Here is a 17,400-nt window from a genome sequence, read left to right on the forward strand (position 1 = left end):
GGCGCTGGATCCTAGGCATGGCCGCACGGCAACGCATCATCCCCGTCAGGCGCGAATATAACCGCTGGGTCGCCAACCAGACGCTGGAAGATTATGCGCTGCGTTTTACCGCCAAGAGCGCCCGGCAATTTTCCTCCAACCGCATTTCCCACACGGCCATCGGCGCGATTTCCTTTCTGGCGCTGGAAGCCATCGGCGGCGCCATCACGCTCTCCTACGGCACCACAAATGCCTTCTACGCCATCATCGTCGCGGCCATCGCCATGCTCGCGGTTGGCCTGCCGATCAGCCGTTATGCCATCCGCCACGGCGTCGATATCGATCTCCTGACGCGCGGCGCAAGCTTCGGTTATATCGGCTCCACCATCACCTCGCTGATCTATGCCGCCTTCACCTTCATGCTCTTCGCCATCGAGGCGTCCATCATGTCCGGCGCGCTGGAACTGGCGCTCGGCATACCGCTCTGGATCGGCTATATCATCTCCGCCGTCATGGTCATTCCGCTCGTCACCCATGGCGTGCGGCTGATCAGCCGTTTCCAGATCATCACCCAGCCCTTCTGGATCGTGCTGAACATCCTGCCCTTCATCTTCATCGCCTTGATGGACTGGGAAAAATACGATCTGTGGCGGGCCTTCTCCGGCATTCACCACGCCTCGGGCCCACCGGGAACGGTAGCTGACTTCAATCTGGTCGAATTCGGCGCGGCCTCGGCCGTCATCCTGGCGCTGATGTCGCAGATCGGCGAACAGGTGGACTTCCTGCGCTTCCTGCCGGCCGAAGGCCAGAGCCGCGTGCGTCATCGCATCGCCGTCTTTCTGGCCGGTGCCGGCTGGGTTGTCGTCGGTGTGCCGAAGCTGCTGGCCGGCTCTTTCCTCGTGGTCCTCACCTTCAGCTCCGGCGTTTCGGTGGACCGCGCCGCCGATCCGGCGCAGATGTATCTCACCGCCTTCGGATACATGGTCCCCAACGAGACCGCCGCCATGCTGCTGATGGTCGCCTTCGTGGTCGTCTCGCAGCTGAAGATCAACGTCATGAACGCCTATGCCGGTTCGCTCGCCTGGTCGAATTTCTTCTCGCGCCTCACCCACAGCCACCCCGGCCGCGTCGTCTGGCTGGTCTTTAATGTGGCGATCGCGCTGCTTCTGATGGAACTCGGCATATACCGCCTGCTGGAAGAAACGCTCGGCATCTTCTCCATCATCGCCATGGCATGGCTCTGCACCATCTCAGCCGATCTCTTCATCAACAAACCGCTCGGTCTTGCCCCGCCCGGCATCGAATTCAAGCGCGCCCATCTCTACGATATCAACCCCGTCGGCGTCGGCTCGATGGCGCTTTCGGCGACCATTGCGCTCATGGCGCATTTCGGTACCTTCGGCCCGCTCGCTGCCTCGCTGGCACCCTATCTCACCCTCATCGTCGCCTTCATCGCCTCCCCCGCCCTCGCCCTTGCCACCAAGGGCAAGTTCTATCTCGCCCGCAAACCGCGTCAGAAATGGCACGAAGAAAGCAGCATCACCTGCTCGATCTGCGAACACCCGTTCGAACCGGAAGACATGGCGTGGTGTCCGGCCTATGCCGCGCCGATCTGTTCGCTCTGCTGCTCGCTGGACAGCCGCTGCCACGACATGTGCAAGCCCAAGGCGAAGCTGAACTATCAGGTGGCAAGCGTCGCAAAAACCTTCCTGCCCCGGCAACTGGTGGCAAAGCTCGCCACCCGGCTCGGACGTTACGGCATGGCGGCGGCCATCGCCGTCACCGCCATCGGCGGCATATTGGCGCTGATCGCCCATCAGGTCGGCACCGCCTCGCCTGCAACGGCTGACGTGGTGAACCGCACCATCCTCATCGTGTTTTTCGTTTTTGCCGTCATCGCCGGCATCGTCTGCTGGTTCCTTGTGCTTGCCCATGACAGCCGGGTGGTGGCGGAAGAGGAATCCTCGCGCCAGAATACGCTGCTGCTGAAGGAAATCGCCGCCCACAAGAAAACCGACGCCGCCCTTCAGGACGCCAAGGAAACGGCAGAGGCCGCCAACCGCGCCAAGAGCCGTTATGTCGTCGGCCTCAGCCACGAGCTGCGCACGCCGCTCAACGCCGTTCTGGGGTACGCCCAGATCCTCGAACGTGACGAGACAATTCCTGCCCCCCGGCAATCGGCCATCAAGGTCATCCGCCGCTCCGCCGATCACCTTTCCGGTCTGATCGACGGGCTTCTGGATATCTCCAAGATCGAGGCCGGCCGTCTGCAGGTCTATTCCAACGAGATCAATATCAAGGACTTCCTCGATCAGGTCGTTGATATGTTCCGCCCGCAGGCGCAGGCAAAGGGGCTGGAATTCCGCCACGAGCGCACCGCCGCTCTGCCGCAATATGTCCGCACCGACGAAAAGCGGCTGCGCCAGATCCTCGTCAACCTGCTCTCCAACGCCATCAAGTTCACCGATGAGGGCAGCGTCACCTTCGATGTCGCCTATCGCAGCCAGGTGGCAAGTTTCACCGTCTCCGATACCGGCCGCGGCATTGCCGAAAAGGATCTCGCCCGCATCTACGAACCCTTCCAGCGCGGCGAGGCCGAAAGCGTGCGGCCGATGCCCGGCCTCGGCCTCGGCCTCACCATCACCAGGCTTCTGACCAACACGCTGGGCGGCGAAATTTCCGTCTCCAGCGAAAAGGACAATGGCTCCACCTTCCGCGTCCGCCTGATGCTTTCCGCCGTCCACCGGCCAAGCACCGCCCCTGCGCCGGAAAAGACCATCCGCTCCTATTCAGGCCCACGCCGCACCATCGTGGTGGTAGACGACAACGAGGATCACCGCGAGCTGATGCGACAGGTGCTTTCACCGCTCGACTTCGTGGTGCTTACCGCCCAATCAGGCCCCGAGTGCCTCACCCTCATCGAAGGCGTGAAACCCGATCTTTTCCTCATCGATATTTCCATGCCCGGCATGACCGGCTGGCAGCTTGTGACGAAGCTGCGCGAGGCTGGTCAGACCGCGCCGCTTATCATGCTCTCGGCCAATATCGGTGATGGGGCGGTCGCGGGTGCGGGCGACGACAACCACAATGACGCCATCGCCAAGCCGGTCGATATCCGTCACCTGTGCGACCGGCTTGCCGTCCATCTTGGCCTGAAATGGATCTACGAGACGGACCTGCCCTCGGCACCCGTTACCCAGCCGCCAGCGCAGGTCGTTCATCCCGGTGCAATTCACATCAAGGATTTGCAGCGGCTCGGCGAAATAGGCTACATACGCGGCATAGAGGCTAAACTCGCCGATCTTGCCCGCAACACGGACAACCTGCCCTTCACGCAAGAGCTCGGCACCTATGTGCAGGCCTTCGATCTGGCCGGTTACGCCCATTTTCTCAAGCGGTTTGAAGACAACGACAGGGGAGACGGCGGGGCATGAGCGGTCAGGTAGCAGCGGCTCCCAGAGACATCGTCCTGCTGGTGGATGACAGCCCGGACGCGCTGGGTTTCCTGACCGATGCGCTGGAACAGTCAGGCTTTTCCGCCCTCATCGCCACTTCGGGTCAGGCAGCCCTCAACATTGCCGAACGCATCACCCCCGATATCATCCTGCTCGACGCCGTCATGCCTGTTATGGACGGTTTCGAGACCTGCCGCCGCCTGAAGGCCAATGCGGCGGTGGCGCAGGTGCCCGTCATCTTCATGACCGGGTTGACCGAAACAGAACATGTGGTGCGGGCGCTGGAATCCGGCGGGGTCGACTATCTGACCAAGCCGATCAACATCGATGAGTTGCGCGCCCGCATCCGCGTGCATCTCTCCAATGCCCGCTCGGCCCAGAGTGCCCGCGTGGCGCTCGATGCCGCCGGGCGTCACCTGCTCGCCGTGCGCGCCAATGGCGCCATCCACTGGTCCACCCCACAGGCAACCCGTCTGGTCAACGCCGCCACCGGCCGCGATGACGGTCTGGAGATTGTCGTCGCCCATATTTCCGGCTGGCTGAAGGAGCGGGCGACGGTGGATGCTGCCCGCGACGCCCCGCTGACGATCACCGAGGCCGGACGGCCTGCCCTGCAACTCTCCTTCCTCGGCGCGATGGGACCGGACGAATATCTCTTCCGCCTGACCGCCGCCAACGAGAAATCCGACGACCATCTGCTGAAAAGCCATTTCGCCCTGACGACACGGGAATCGGAAGTGCTGTTATGGATCGCCAAGGGCAAATCCAACCGCGATATCGGCGATATTCTCGGCCTTTCCGCCAGAACCGTGAACAAACATCTGGAGCAGATTTACGTCAAGCTCGGCGTCGAAAACCGCGCTTCGGCGGCCGTCAAGGCGGCACATGTCCTGCATCAGGGGTGACGGATGCGTTTAGTGTGGTAAGATTCAACAAACATATATTTTCCGCTTGAACGTAAGGCATTCGCCTATTGAGCGAGCGGTGGCCGCGTCTTTCTTCTCCCCGAGGGGGAGAAGTCCGCGGCAGCGGGATGAGGTAGCACGGCCGGAGATATCCGGAGAGCTAGCCCCCTCATCCGACCCTTCGGGCCACCTTCTCCCCCTCGGGGAGAAGAAACAAGCGGCCACCTATCCTCCCCAAAATCTTCTGTTCCACCCTCATCCTCGAAACAGGAACAAACACTCATGAACCGTTTCTTCATCCTTTCCGGCTGCTCCGGCGGCGGCAAATCCACCCTGCTTGCTGAACTCGCCCGGCGCGGTTTCGCCACGGTGGAAGAGCCAGGCCGTCGCATCGTCATCGAGGAAACCCGCAATGGCGGCACCGCCCTGCCTTGGATCGACATGCAGGCTTTCGCCCGCCGAGCCATCGCCATGGCGCTCGAAGACCGTCGGGTGACCCCAAAGGAAGGCCTCGTCTTCTTCGATCGCGGCCTGATCGACGCCGCCTCGGCACTTCACCATATAAGCGGCGATCGCTTCGTCAATACGTTACGCGATACGCACCGCTATAATTCTCTGGTCTTCCTCACCCCACCCTGGCCGGAAATCTACCAAAGCGATGATGAGCGCAAACACGGTTTCGATGCCGCCGTTGAGGAATATGAGCGCCTGGTTCGGGATTATGAGGGGCTCGGCTACGATATTGTCGTGCTTCCAAAATCAGCCGTTGCGGAGCGTGCGGACCTCATCCTGACACGCATCGGCTGACTTACACGCGACGATACCGGCCTCAGCGAGTTTCGAGCAATTGCGAAACCGTGACAAACTCGAACCCGCGTTGATGCAACCCGTCGATGATCAACGGCAAGGCCTGCCGGGATACTTCACGGCTTCGATACATGACATGCATGATGATTATCGAGCCGTTTCTTGTTTGCTCGATGACGTGCTTTGCAAACGCAGCCGTATCTTCAGCGACGTCGGGAAACGACTCCGGCTCAATATCCCACATGATTGTTTTCCGGTCATGTTGGGATAGGTACCATGGCAAAGTGAGCAGCTTCTTGCCATAGGGCGGGCGAAACATGATCTCGCCTTCATAACCTGCAGCCCGGATAGCCACATCCGTGCGCTCGATCTCGTCCCTTATACGCGCCGGCCCCATGAACATCATGTTGGAATGCGTATAGCTGTGGTTACCGACCTGATGCCCATCGTTCACGATCAGGCGTGCCTGCGACAGATTTTCTTCGGTCTCCTTACCCGTCAGAAAGAAAGTCGCCTTTATCCCGCGCTCCTTCAGGATCCTCAGGACATCCGGCGTGAATCGCGCCGATGGCCCATCGTCGAAGGTTAGCGCCACCACCGGCCGCGTCGTTTCAAACCTTGCGATGATGCCGCCGAATAATTGCGTCGTCCGGGATTTACTGAAGACATGAAGGCCGAGGAATACCGTCGCCAGCGCGGCAAGAACAAGGAATAAAAATGTGGCTCGCTTTATCGTCATTGCTACCCCTCATAGCAATTTACGTGGAAGGTCTTTGTTTCGCGCCTTGTTGTCTCCAGTGTGGCAGGCAAAGCAGCAGAGTGTCGTCAAAAACAAAAAGCCCGGCATCGCTGCCGGGCTTCGATAGTGTATCGCTGAAGGCTTAGCTGCCCTGCTGGATGTAGGTGAACTTGCCGTCCGGACCCTTCTTCCATTCGTACATGACGTAGCCGGGAAGCTTCGGGTCGCCCTTCTCATCGAAGGAGATTTCGCCGAGTGCGGTCGGGAAGGAGCCCTTCTTCAGGGCTTCGGCAACCTTTTCCGGCTCCACGGAACCCGCAGCCTTCGCTGCGCCTGCAATCGCCTGCATCGCGGCATAGGAGTAGAGCGTGTAGGCTTCCGGGTTGAAGCCGGCGGCCTTGAACTTCTCTACCAGTTCCTTGTTTTCCGGGCGCAGCGTCGGATCAGGGCCGAAGGTGTTCAGCGTGCCCTCGACGGCGTCGCCGGCGATGGAAGCAAGTTCGTTCGAGACAATACCGTCGCCCGAAACGAGCTTGGCCTTCAGACCCTGGTCAGCCGCCTGGCGGATGATCAGGCCGGCTTCGGTGTGCAGGCCGCCCCAGTAGATGATGGAAACGCCGGCTTCCTTCATCTTCGAGATCAGCGCGGAGAAGTCCTTGTCGCCGACGTTGACGCCTTCATACATGACCTCAGTCACGCCGGCAGCATTGGCAGCCTTTTTGGTTTCATCGGCAAGACCCTGACCATAAGGCGTCTTGTCGTGAATGATGGCGACCTTGGCGTCCTTGAAATGATCGGCCAGGTACTTGCCGGCAATGCCGCCCTGCTGGTCGTCACGGCCGCAGGTGCGGAAGGTGTTCCACAGGCCACGCTCGGTAAAGACCGGGTTGGTCGCAGCGGGCGTGATTTCGAGAATGCCGTTTTCGGCATAAACTTCCGATGCCGGAATGGAAACACCCGAGTTGAAGTGACCGACAACGAATTTCACGCCGTCAGCAACGAATTTGTTGGCAACCGAAATACCCTGCTTGGGGTCGGATACGTCGTCGCCCAGCACGATCTTAATCTGCTCGCCATTGATACCGCCGGCAGCATTGATGTCTTTCGCAGCCTGTTCGGCACCCTTCTGGATCTGAGCGCCGAAAGCAGCGTTCGGGCCGGTCAGCGGTGCGCCGACAGCGATCACGACATCGGCCCAGGCCGAACCGCCAAACGCGACCATGGCGGTCAGCGCAACAGCGGAAAGAAGAGACTTCTTCATTACTTTAACTCCCAGTTCCTTGGATGGGTTGATTGCAAGGACCTGTTCGATACCCACCTTAACCGAACAGAAACCGTTCCACTCTGACGAGCATTGTGCAGCCGGAAAAATCCGCCTGTCAATCTTTCTTCTTGTAGGAAAATGCCGACGTCCGGTCGTAGAGCCAATAGTAGTTATTGACCATCTGGCTTGTCCGGCGCATGCGGAAACCGATGCTGGAAAAGACCAGAAGAAGAACGACGTCAAACACGTAATAGAAGCCGTTGATGAACGGCCCGTTGAAGAGCGCGTAATGCAGAAACCGCATGACGAGCCCCAATGCCAGCGTATAGATCACCACACGCGTATAATCGCCCCAGCCATCGGCCACGGATTTGCCCGTGCGCCATGCCGTCCAGAACCCCAAGAGAACAACCAGTGCGCGCAGAACATAACGCACGCCGTTATCGGTTTCGAAAAAAAGGCCCTGCATCTCTTTCCCCATCAGTGCCGGGCTGGAACGCCCTGGCCCTGCCTTGTCTGTCGTCCCGTCGTTTTCCCGCCGGGCATTTTATTGTTTGCGTCCCGCCGTCGGCACCAGGGCCGCGGCAGGTTGCGGTTTGCAGTCTTGCGCCGCAAAATTTCCGGCGCAAGTAAAATCTTTCAGTGCCGTCCGCCTTCCAGATAGGCGGCGCGCACCTGCGGATCGGCGAGCAGTTCCCTGCCCGAACCGCTCATCGTCACCTTGCCGTTGACCATCACATAAGCGCGGTCGGAAAGCTTGAGAGCCGCAAAGGCGTTCTGCTCCACCAGGAAGACGGTCAGCCCCTCTTCCTTGTTCAGCTTCTTGATCGCCTCGAAGATGCCCTTGACGATCAGCGGGGCAAGACCGAGCGACGGCTCGTCGAGCAAAAGCAGCTTCGGCCGTGCCATCAGCGCGCGGCCGATGGAGAGCATCTGCTGTTCGCCGCCGGAAAGCGTGCCGCCGCGTTGGCTCTGGCGCTCTTTCAGGCGCGGGAACATGACGAAAATCTTCTCGACGTCTTCCTTGAAATATTTGAGATTGTCGAGATTGGCGCCCATCTGCAGATTTTCCAGTACCGTCATGCGCGGAAAAATCCGGCGGCCTTCGGGCGACTGGGCGATGCGCTTGCGGGCGATCAGATGCGTCGGCAGCTGGGTGATGTCCTCACCGTCGAAGATCACCTGGCCCGTGCGGGCCTGCGGACTGCCGCAGATTGTCATCATCAGCGTCGACTTGCCGGCGCCATTGGCACCGATCAGGCTGACGATTTCACCCTTTTTGACTTCGACATCGACACCGGCCAGAGCGCGGATATTGCCATAATAGGTTTCGACACCCTGGACTTTCAGAAGCGGTTCACCGGACATCAGGCCGCTCCTCCGTCGAGTTCTTCCGCAATCACGTCTTCCACTTCATCATCCTCGACACCAAGATAGGCGGCGATGACCTTCGGGTCGTTCTTCACATGGTCCGGCGAACCATCGGAAATTTTCTGGCCGTATTCCAGAACCACGACATGGTCGGAAATCTGCATCACAACGGACATGTCATGCTCGATCAGGAGCAACGACGTGCCTTCGTCGCGTATGCTGCGCAACAGCGTGTTGAGCGCCAGCGATTCCTTCGGGTTGAGGCCGGCGGCCGGCTCATCGAGACACAGAAGTTCAGGCCCTGTGCACATGGCGCGGGCGATTTCCAGACGGCGCTGCGCGCCATAGGGCAGATCACCGGCAGGGTCATCGGCGCGGTCTACCAGATCGGCCTTTTCCAACCAGTATTTGGCTTTCTCGATCGAGCTCGCGACCGCTCTTTTGTAGGCGGGTAGACCGAGAAGACCGAGAATGGTGTAACCCGAAGCCTTCATCAGCGCATTGTGCTGCGCGACCAGCAGGTTTTCCAGAACAGTCAGGCCCGAAAACAGGCGGATGTTCTGGAAGGTGCGCGCCACCTTGGCCTTTTTGGTAATCTCGAAATCCGGCAGGCGCTCGAGAAGATGCGCCTCGCCGTTTTGCTGACGCATGGTGATCATGCCCATCGTCGGCTTGTAGAAGCCGGTGATGCAGTTGAAAACCGTGGTCTTTCCAGCGCCGTTCGGGCCGATCAGCGCGGTGATCTCGCCGCGCTTCGCCTCGAAGGAGAAGTCGTTGATGGCCATCAGGCCGCCGAACTTCATCGAGAGATGTTCGACCTTGAGGATCGTGTCGCCAGTTGTATTGCCGGTCGTATTGGATGTCATGTTCATCGTTCCGGAAGCCATCAACCGTGACCTTCCTTGGTAAAGCTGCCGGACACGGCCTTGCGTTCCCTGAGGAAGGCCGTGGGTTCACGCGAGCCGACGAAGCCGCGCGGCTTGAACAGCATGACGATGACCATGGCGAGACCGAAGAGCAGCATGCGGTAAAGTTCCGGCGTGAAATCAGGCCCGAAGACATGCTTCAGGAACTCCATTTCGCGCAGAAGCTCGGTGCCGCCGACCATGACGAGCGCCGCAATGGCGATACCCGTCAGCGAGCCCATGCCGCCGAGAACGACGATGGCGAGAATGACGGCGGATTCGAGGAACACGAAGCTTTCCGGCGACACGAAACCCTGACGCGCAGCGAAGAACGAACCGGCGAAACCGCCGAACATCGCGCCCGTGGCAAAGGCGGTGAGCTTGGTGATGACGGTATCGATGCCGAGCGAACGGCAGGCGATTTCATCTTCACGCAACGCTTCCCATGCGCGGCCGATCGGCATGCGGCGCAACTTGATGGTGACGTAAGCCGTCAGCATGCACAGAAGCAGGATCACGTAGAACAGGAAAATCTTGTAATAGGCCGACGACATCGACAGGCCAAAGACCTTGGCGAAGTTGTTGGGCGCGCCGACATCGAAGGACCAGATGCCGAAGACGGACGCCTTGGCGATGCCGGAAATACCAAAGGTGCCCTTGGTGACGGCCGTCCAGTTCAACAGCACGAGACGGATGATTTCACCGAAGGCAAGCGTGACGATCGCCAGATAGTCGCCGCGAAGACGAAGCACCGGGAAACCGAGGATGACGCCCCAGAAGCCGGCAAGAATACCGGCAACCGGCAGAAGCACCCAGAAGGACAGGCCGAACTGGCTGGAAAGCAGCGCGTAGGAATAAGCGCCCACCGCATAAAAGGCCACATAACCGAGATCGAGCAGGCCAGCGAGACCGACGACGATATTGAGGCCCCAGGCCAGCATCACGTAGATCAGGATCTGGATGCCGAAATTGTCGACGAATTTCAGCGAACCCTGAAAACCGAAAAGCTGCACGGCAATCACGGGATAAAGCAGCAGCAGAACCAGCGCGAATTTCAGGAAGTGCTTGTGAAAAAAGCCTTTTTCTTCGGAGATTTCCAGCACGCCGCTCTTGGCCTTGGAGAGCTTGCGGCGATCCAGCGACGGCTTGATGAAACCGACCACAAGAAAGCGGCCAACGGCGGCAACGGCGACGAAGATCGCCAGCAGCCCCCAGCGTGTGCCCCAGATCAGCTGGTTATTGATATCCTGATAGGTGATGATGCCGATATAGAGAATGAACATGCCGAACGAGATGACGCCGGCAATCAGGCCCTCCTTCATGGCCGTCGCCATCAGGCTCGGGCTGGAAGCGGCATTTTCGGAAGCGATATTGGTCATGGGATCACACCTTCTCGACTTCCGGACGACCGAGAATACCGGTCGGCTTGAAGATCAGCACGAATGCCAGGATGCCGAATGCCGCAACATCCTTGTAGGCAATGGAGAAATAGGCCGACCACAGTGATTCGATGAGACCGATCAGCAGGCCACCAAGAACGGCGCCCGGAAGCGAGCCGATGCCGCCGAGGACGGCCGCGGTGAAGGCCTTGACGCCGGGAACGAAGCCGTCGCTGAACGAAGCAACACCGTAATACATCAGATACATGGTGCCCGCGACCGCAGCCAGCGCCGCACCCATGATGAAGGTGATGGAAATCGTCTTGTCCACATCAACCCCCAAAAGGGCGGCCATCTTGCGGTCCTGCTCGGTGGCGCGCTGCGCCCGGCCGAGCGGGGTCTTGTTGACGATATACCAGAAGGCGAAAAGCAGTACCGAGGTAACGACCATGATGATCAGCTGCTTCAGCGACACGGTGATGGCGCCGAAATGATAGCTTTCCGTCACCATCGACGGGATCGGCTTGTTGCGCGGGCCCTGGGTGACCTGAATGAAGTTGGACAGCGCGATCGACATGCCGATGGCAGTGATCAGCGGCGCAAGGCGGAAGGAACCTCTGAGCGGGCGGTAGGCAACACGCTCGATCACCCAGTTCCACAGGCCGGTCATCAGCATGGCGACGATCATCATCAAAAGCAGAAGAAGCGCCACCGGAATGCCGGCGAAAAACGATGTTGCGATCAGAAATACGATCAGCGCGGCAAAGCCGCCAAGCATGAAAATATCGCCATGGGCGAAGTTGATCATGCCGATGATGCCGTAAACCATCGTGTAGCCGATAGCGATGAGGCCATAGATCGATCCAAGAGTCAGCCCGTTGATGAGCTGCTGGATAAAATACTCCATGTCTTTCCCCCGGGTATGGCCTCAAATGGGCCACGCCTCGTTATGTTAATTATAGGGAAGCCTTTAAAAGCCGACCCCACTACCAAAATGCATATCGTGTTCCCTAAAAATGTGAAGTCAAAAACGGGCGATCCTGCACAAAATTTGGAATTTCCACATGGACTGCCGCTTTCCCGGTCAAAAGAGCCATGATTTTGGCAGGAAGTGCTGAAAAAATGGCGGTCGATGCCTATTTTAACATTGTCCAATGCCATTATTTGACGGGCAGCGGGCAAAGGAGTAGCGAAGATCGAAATGGCAAAACCCCGTTACGGGATGCCCCCGTTGCCGGATGGCTGTGGCAAAGAGATGATCGACATATTGACGAAAGCGGCGCTTGACGCCGGACAGGCGATCATGGTGGTTCACCGCGCCGGCCCGCATGTGTCCTATAAGGACGACTGCTCGCCGGTAACCGAAGCCGATCAGCGCGCCGAGACGATTATTCTCGAGGCGCTGGCTGCCCATTTCCCTGAAATTCCCGTGGTTGCCGAAGAGGCCGTGTCGAACGGCATCCTGCCGGAAACCGGGGCGGAGTTCTTTCTGGTCGATCCGCTTGACGGCACGAAGGAATTCATTTCCGGCAAGGACGATTTCACCGTCAATATAGCGCTCATCCGCAATGGCGTGCCGGTGGCAGGCGTTGTCTACGCCCCCTGTCGCGGCCAGGCATGGACGGGCAAGGACAACGCCGCCGAAAAGCTCGCAATATCAGGCGACGGCGCGATCCTGTCGCGCCACCCCATCCGGGCCCGCCGACGCGGCGCTTCGCCTGTGGCGCTGATCAGCCGCTCGCATTGCACGGCAAAGACGGAAGCCTTCGTGGCCGAACACGGGCTGAAAGACTGTATCTCGGTCGGTTCATCACTGAAATTCTGCATGCTGGCGGAGGGTGCCGCCGATATCTACCCCCGCTTCAGCCGCACCATGATGTGGGACACCGCCGCCGGCGACGCCGTACTGCGTGCCGCAGGCGGCCGGACACTCGATTGCGACGGGCAGCTTCTTGCCTATGAAGTTAGGGGCGACGGCGAGGATGCGCTGGCCAATCCGGATTTTATTGCCGAGGGAGCGATGGCGGTGGAGCAGGCCGGGTAAGACTCGCGTGCAGTGTGCTGTGGTTCTTTGCGACGCGTGTCATTTGTAGAGCTTCAGAGTATGCCGCTTACCCCCCTCTGCCCTGCCGGGCATCTCCCCCTCAAGGGGGGAGATCGGCAAGAGGCGCACCACCACTTCATTCGCAACTGTTGAGATGGGCGAGACTTATCCGCGAGTCGATCTCCCCCCTTGAGGGGGAGATGCCCGGCAGGGCAGAGGGGGGGTAAAGCCGCACACACCAAAGCTCCACAAAAATAATTCCTTCCCCCTTCATCCCCACCCCCCGCCACCGCATCACAATGCCCCGCGAACGAACACAACCCCGCGGAAGGCACATCACGATGGAACAGACGGCAAGACTTCGGCTTCCCTACATCCTGCCCTCGCAGGCCCAGAAACACGTCACCCACAATGAGGCCCTGCAAAGGCTCGATGCGATCGTGCAGCTCGTCATCAGGGCCACAGTCACCGCACCGCCCGAAAATGCGGCGGAAGGAGACTGCTTCCTCCTCTCGGCCGATGCCACGGGCGACTGGGCCGGCAAGGGCGGCAGGCTCGCTTTCCGGCAGGATGGCGCATGGCTTTCGATCACGCCACAGTCCGGCTGGACGGCATGGTTTGTGACCGACGCCAGATACCGGGTGCTGCAGGACGGGAACTGGCGCGACTTGCCGCTGCCCGCCACCGGCCGGCTGGAAAGGCTGGGTATCGGCACAGATGCCGATGCGAACAACCGCATGGCGCTCGCCTCCCCCGCAAGCCTCTTCACCCATACACAGGAAGACGGCAGCCACCGCCTGACGGTCAACAAGGCGGGCAAAGCCGATACCGCCTCGCTGCTGTTCCAGTCGGGCTGGAGCGGCCGGGCGGAAATGGGCCTTGCTGGCAGCGACGGCTTTTCCATCAAGACCAGCCGGGACGGCACATCCTGGCACACGGCACTTTTATGCAGCGGCGAGGGCCGGGTCTCGATACCCAACCGCCCGCTTGCCGTCGCCGGCCAGCCGGCGGGCACCACGAAACCCGCCAATGGCTCTGCCGCCGGTTTTTCCGTGCTCGTCATCGCCGAGGGCGGTTTTGCGCTTGGTGATGCGGTGAGCGGCGGCGGGCGGGACCTCGTCATTCCCGCCAAGGGCATTTATCTCGTCATGCTGTCACTGGCTGTCGTCGCCTCCTCCGGCCACCGGGTGACGCTCACCGTCAATGGCGCTGCGGCGAATTTCAGCGTCGCCGGCAATGCCTCGATTGCCGGCACCACGCAGTCGGCAACCGCGCTTCTTTCCCTCGATGCCGGTGACCGCCTGCGGCTGCAACATGAGGGAATGGTGGAATTGACCCAGGGAAGCGGGAAAACGTGCCTGTCCCTTGCGGCATTGTGAGGAAAACAACCGATAAGCGAGAAAAATTGCGATTTTTGGAAAAATTTTTTCCCGGCAAAATAAGGCGACTCGAACAAATCAGGCGAAACCGTTCAAATTCTTAATAAATTGTCACGACCTGCTTAGGCAATTTTTAAAGGTACGGGGCTAAAGTTCCCGTCATATGGTCTTGAGTTTGTATAGAGTGTCCAATGACCGAAATGATACGCCCACGAGTTAAATATGTCATCGGCCCCGATGGCAGCCCTCTGACGATTGCGGATCTTCCGCCTGCCAATACCCGTCGCTGGGTCATTCGCAGAAAGGCAGAGGTGGTTGCCGCGGTACGCGGAGGACTGCTGAGCCTCGAGGAAGCCTGCGAGCGTTACACGCTCACCGTCGAAGAATTCCTGTCCTGGCAGTCCTCGATCTCCGATCATGGTCTTGCCGGCCTGCGCACCACGCGCATCCAGCAATATCGCCACTAAACCAGTGCGCTGGCGCGGCAACGCGCCCAAACCGAACGTCCAAAACGCCCCGTCGTATCGACGGGGCTTTTGGTTTGATTTCGGATTTCCCCTGAAATTTGCCCGACACAGCCGGTGACTGTCACCGGTTTGTGTCCACTGCGTTCGCTATCCCGCTGTTTCAATTCAGCCCCAAGCCGTTACATTGGAAAAAACGAATAGCAATGTGGAAGGCAGAGATCATGGATATCAAGACAACCGAAACCGGATCGCGCGGCGAATATTCGGCAACCATCGACGGCCACAAGGCCCAGATGACCTATTCGCGCACCTCCCCTTCCCTCATCATCATCGACCATACCGGCGTGCCCGATGCACTGCGTGGCAAGGGTGTCGGCCAGGCGCTCGCCGCCCATGCCATCGATGAAGCGCGCAAGGGCGGCTGGAAGATCATTCCGCTCTGCCCCTTCTTCAAGGCTCAGACGCTGCGCCATGCCGACTGGGCGGATGTTATCCAGGGGTAAGGGCGCTATCCTCTGTCTGAGAGTAGAATAATCGCAAGCGTCGCCGGATCTTTCTTCTCCCCGGCGGGGAGAAGAAACAAGTGGCAGCCGCTCGATCCTTCTACAGTTACCAATACTGCGTATTCTTGACCTACCTCGTCACGCCACCTTCAAGGGCGGCGTTCCGGCATGCATGCTCCGGCGCACTTCCTCACGGAATTCGAGCGTATCCTTCGCGCCGTGCACCGCAACGGCGTGCTGCACGGCCGCCTCCAGAAGCTCTTCCTGAGAATCGGCGGAGATGGCGATCGTGCATTTGCTGTCACTGGGAAATTCACGGCAATCGATAAATTGGCGGGCCATTTTTTCCTCCCTGCGTTGACGCCCGCACCCGCACGGGGCGCGTGCGCGTAAAAGCCTCCGGCTCATGGTCGGAACCCCCTCAAAATACGCCTTTCCCCAACCCCGGACAATCGAAATCGGGGTCGCCTCCAGGCGGGAGACACCGGCCACGCGGCAAGGCAAAAAGGCCGCCCTTGCGGGGCGGCCTTTTTAGAAAAAATGCATGGGCGTCCTGTCATTGAAAGCCGCCTCCTGATCCACCGGCAGCCGTCAATGACGACGATCGTTCATCTGGTGTCGCGCCAATCTTCAGGCGCGGGCGCGGATCGCTCCGTCGCGGTTTTCCAGCGCCGCGGCCTTTTCATATTCGGCCTGCACTTCTTCCAGCGAAGCTTCCGCCGCTTCCTGCTGGGCCTTCAGTTCCCGGATCGAGACCTGAAGATTATCCGCCCGCTGGCGCGCGGCCTTGGCGAAGGTCGGATAGGCGAAATGCGTCGGATCGGTAATGCCCGACTTGCTTTCCTCCAGCGAGATCTGATGCACCAGTTCCTTTGCCATCCGCTCGAATTCGGACATCATCTGCTGCAACTGGTTAAGCTGCCGGCGTTTTTCGTTGACCTGAAATTCCTTCAGGCGAACCAGGCTGTCACGCGACTTCATACGCAATACTCCATGGATAGCGAGACCCGGATCAAAAAGGCACTATGCCCCCTGATCGGCCCGTTTAACCCGCCCGTTCAACCGGCCGGGTTAACCCGTTGTGCCGGAATGATTCCTAAAAGTTACCCGACGTTAATAAAAAACCGCCGTCGTTAACCTTTCGTTTACGGGCATCGTTAATGATAAACACGATCATTTAAGGGTCGGTAAATGCCAGGTCCAAAAAAATGGGCCAGACGATGTAAGAGTCGATTGAATCACTTAGCGGGAAATCCTCACGTTAAGCTTCAATTTTGGCGATGGTGGATTCACGTGCAAAAACAGCGAAATGCCTTGTTTGCTTAATAAATTCGATACACCTTGCCAAAGGCAATTAGAATTTGTTAACCATTTGGTGGCAGCCTGCAAATCAGGCAACGTCTGGATCCGCATCGCGCGAGGCAATGATTTACCGGTTCGCGGGCGGCAAAGGGGATAATTATGCGGGTTCTACTGATTGAAGACGACAGCGCAACAGCGCAGAGCATTGAACTGATGCTCAAGTCGGAGAGCTTTAACGTCTACACGACCGACCTCGGTGAGGAAGGCGTCGACCTTGGCAAGCTTTACGACTACGACATTATTCTTCTCGACCTCAACCTGCCCGACATGTCGGGTTACGAGGTGCTGAGAACGCTTCGCCTCTCCAAGGTCAAGACGCCGATCCTCATCCTGTCCGGCATGGCCGGCATCGAGGACAAGGTGCGCGGCCTCGGCTTCGGCGCAGACGATTACATGACGAAGCCGTTCCACAAGGATGAGCTTGTTGCCCGTATTCACGCCATCGTCCGCCGTTCCAAGGGCCATGCGCAGTCGGTCATCTCCACCGGTGAGCTGATCGTCAATCTCGATGCCAAGACGGTTGAAGTGGGCGGCCAGCGCGTTCACCTGACCGGCAAGGAATATCAGATGCTCGAGCTGCTTTCGCTGCGCAAGGGCACGACGCTGACCAAGGAAATGTTCCTGAACCACCTTTATGGCGGCATGGACGAGCCGGAACTGAAGATCATCGACGTCTTCATCTGCAAGCTGCGCAAGAAGCTGGCAAATGCCGCCGGCGGCGCAAATTACATCGAAACCGTCTGGGGCCGCGGCTATGTTCTGCGCGAGCCTGACGGCGCTGCGGAATTCCTCGAAACCGCCTGATCCAATAGGGTACAGGACAGTTTTTAAAAGACCCGCT

Annotated in this window: 17 protein-coding genes; 8 read left to right on the plus strand and 9 right to left on the minus strand. The window is 59.2% G+C overall.

All coding sequences use genetic code 11. From position 1 onward, the window contains the following. Positions 1-17 precede the first annotated feature (17 nt). The 3 genes from ATU_RS11785 (at position 18) to ATU_RS11795 (ending at position 5,146) form a co-directional block, all read left to right on the plus strand. Positions 18-3,413: a hybrid sensor histidine kinase/response regulator gene (locus ATU_RS11785; protein ID WP_010972310.1), complete on the plus strand. Its 3,396-nt coding sequence runs from the start codon at positions 18-20 to the stop codon at positions 3,411-3,413. Beyond that, the gene (locus ATU_RS11790; protein ID WP_010972311.1) at positions 3,410-4,339 is read left to right on the plus strand and encodes a response regulator; all 930 of its coding nucleotides are present in this window, start codon (positions 3,410-3,412) and stop codon (positions 4,337-4,339) included. Before ATU_RS11785 ends, ATU_RS11790 begins: the two co-directional genes overlap by 4 nt. 282 nt (positions 4,340-4,621) lie before the next feature. Then, positions 4,622-5,146, plus strand: coding sequence for an AAA family ATPase (locus tag ATU_RS11795; RefSeq protein ID WP_010972312.1), 525 nt, complete (start codon positions 4,622-4,624; stop codon positions 5,144-5,146). Positions 5,147-5,168: 22 nt separating this feature from the next. Here the strand turns inward: ATU_RS11795 and ATU_RS11800 are convergent, their stop codons facing one another. The 7 genes from ATU_RS11800 to ATU_RS11830 all read right to left on the minus strand — a co-directional run bounded on the left by ATU_RS11800 (position 5,169) and on the right by ATU_RS11830 (position 11,711). Then, positions 5,169-5,885, minus strand: a complete 717-nt coding sequence (locus ATU_RS11800) for a polysaccharide deacetylase family protein (protein WP_010972313.1) — start codon at positions 5,883-5,885, stop codon at positions 5,169-5,171. A 142-nt stretch (positions 5,886-6,027) separates the two neighbouring features. Continuing rightward, positions 6,028-7,146, minus strand: a complete 1,119-nt coding sequence (locus ATU_RS11805; protein ID WP_006314984.1) for a branched-chain amino acid ABC transporter substrate-binding protein — start codon at positions 7,144-7,146, stop codon at positions 6,028-6,030. 118 nt (positions 7,147-7,264) lie between these two features. Beyond that, complete coding sequence (locus tag ATU_RS11810) at positions 7,265-7,618, minus strand: DUF6867 family protein (RefSeq protein ID WP_006314983.1); 354 nt, start codon at positions 7,616-7,618, stop codon at positions 7,265-7,267. Positions 7,619-7,788: 170 nt separating this feature from the next. Beyond that, positions 7,789-8,517 (minus strand): ABC transporter ATP-binding protein, encoded by a 729-nt coding sequence (locus tag ATU_RS11815; RefSeq protein WP_006314982.1) that lies wholly within the window; start codon positions 8,515-8,517, stop codon positions 7,789-7,791. Beyond that, on the minus strand, positions 8,517-9,407 hold the full coding sequence (locus ATU_RS11820; protein ID WP_010972314.1) for an ABC transporter ATP-binding protein: 891 nt from the start codon (positions 9,405-9,407) through the stop codon (positions 8,517-8,519). The genes ATU_RS11815 and ATU_RS11820 overlap by 1 nt, the downstream gene beginning before the upstream one ends. After that, on the minus strand, positions 9,407-10,804 hold the full coding sequence (gene livM, locus ATU_RS11825; RefSeq protein WP_010972315.1) for a high-affinity branched-chain amino acid ABC transporter permease LivM: 1,398 nt from the start codon (positions 10,802-10,804) through the stop codon (positions 9,407-9,409). The genes ATU_RS11820 and livM overlap by 1 nt, the downstream gene beginning before the upstream one ends. 4 nt (positions 10,805-10,808) lie before the next feature. Beyond that, entirely contained in the window at positions 10,809-11,711 is a 903-nt protein-coding gene (locus tag ATU_RS11830) for a branched-chain amino acid ABC transporter permease (protein ID WP_006314979.1), read from the minus strand. Positions 11,712-12,059: 348 nt separating this feature from the next. Here ATU_RS11830 and cysQ point away from each other — a divergent pair, with 348 nt between their 5' ends. From cysQ to ATU_RS11850, 4 genes are all read left to right on the plus strand, one after another. After that, a complete protein-coding gene (gene cysQ / locus ATU_RS11835) occupies positions 12,060-12,848 on the plus strand; it encodes a 3'(2'),5'-bisphosphate nucleotidase CysQ (RefSeq protein ID WP_035255846.1) in 789 nt (262 codons plus the stop codon). Positions 12,849-13,189: 341 nt separating this feature from the next. Continuing rightward, entirely contained in the window at positions 13,190-14,227 is a 1,038-nt protein-coding gene (locus ATU_RS11840; protein WP_010972669.1) for a DUF2793 domain-containing protein, read from the plus strand. A gap of 191 nt (positions 14,228-14,418) precedes the next feature. Beyond that, positions 14,419-14,694 carry a CtrA inhibitor SciP gene (sciP, locus tag ATU_RS11845; RefSeq protein ID WP_004430042.1) on the plus strand — a complete coding sequence of 92 codons (276 nt, stop codon included), beginning with the start codon at positions 14,419-14,421 and terminating at the stop codon, positions 14,692-14,694. Between the two features lie 221 nt (positions 14,695-14,915). Next, positions 14,916-15,197: a GNAT family N-acetyltransferase gene (locus tag ATU_RS11850; RefSeq protein WP_010972317.1), complete on the plus strand. Its 282-nt coding sequence runs from the start codon at positions 14,916-14,918 to the stop codon at positions 15,195-15,197. A 138-nt stretch (positions 15,198-15,335) separates the two neighbouring features. Here ATU_RS11850 and ATU_RS11855 read toward each other — a convergent pair whose 3' ends face one another. Both ATU_RS11855 and ATU_RS11860 read right to left on the minus strand, forming a co-directional pair. Then, complete coding sequence (locus ATU_RS11855; protein ID WP_006314974.1) at positions 15,336-15,539, minus strand: DUF1059 domain-containing protein; 204 nt, start codon at positions 15,537-15,539, stop codon at positions 15,336-15,338. Between the two features lie 288 nt (positions 15,540-15,827). Further along, the gene (locus ATU_RS11860; protein WP_003491821.1) at positions 15,828-16,178 is read right to left on the minus strand and encodes a flagellar export protein FliJ; all 351 of its coding nucleotides are present in this window, start codon (positions 16,176-16,178) and stop codon (positions 15,828-15,830) included. Positions 16,179-16,658: 480 nt separating this feature from the next. On the opposite strand from ATU_RS11860, the gene ctrA reads away from it, so the two are divergent. Next, positions 16,659-17,363 carry a response regulator transcription factor CtrA gene (gene ctrA, locus ATU_RS11865; protein WP_006314973.1) on the plus strand — a complete coding sequence of 235 codons (705 nt, stop codon included), beginning with the start codon at positions 16,659-16,661 and terminating at the stop codon, positions 17,361-17,363. The last annotated feature ends 37 nt before the right edge of the window (positions 17,364-17,400 follow it).

The organism is Agrobacterium fabrum str. C58 (assembly GCF_000092025.1).
In the GTDB taxonomy this organism is placed as follows: Bacteria; Pseudomonadota; Alphaproteobacteria; order Rhizobiales; family Rhizobiaceae; genus Agrobacterium; species Agrobacterium fabrum.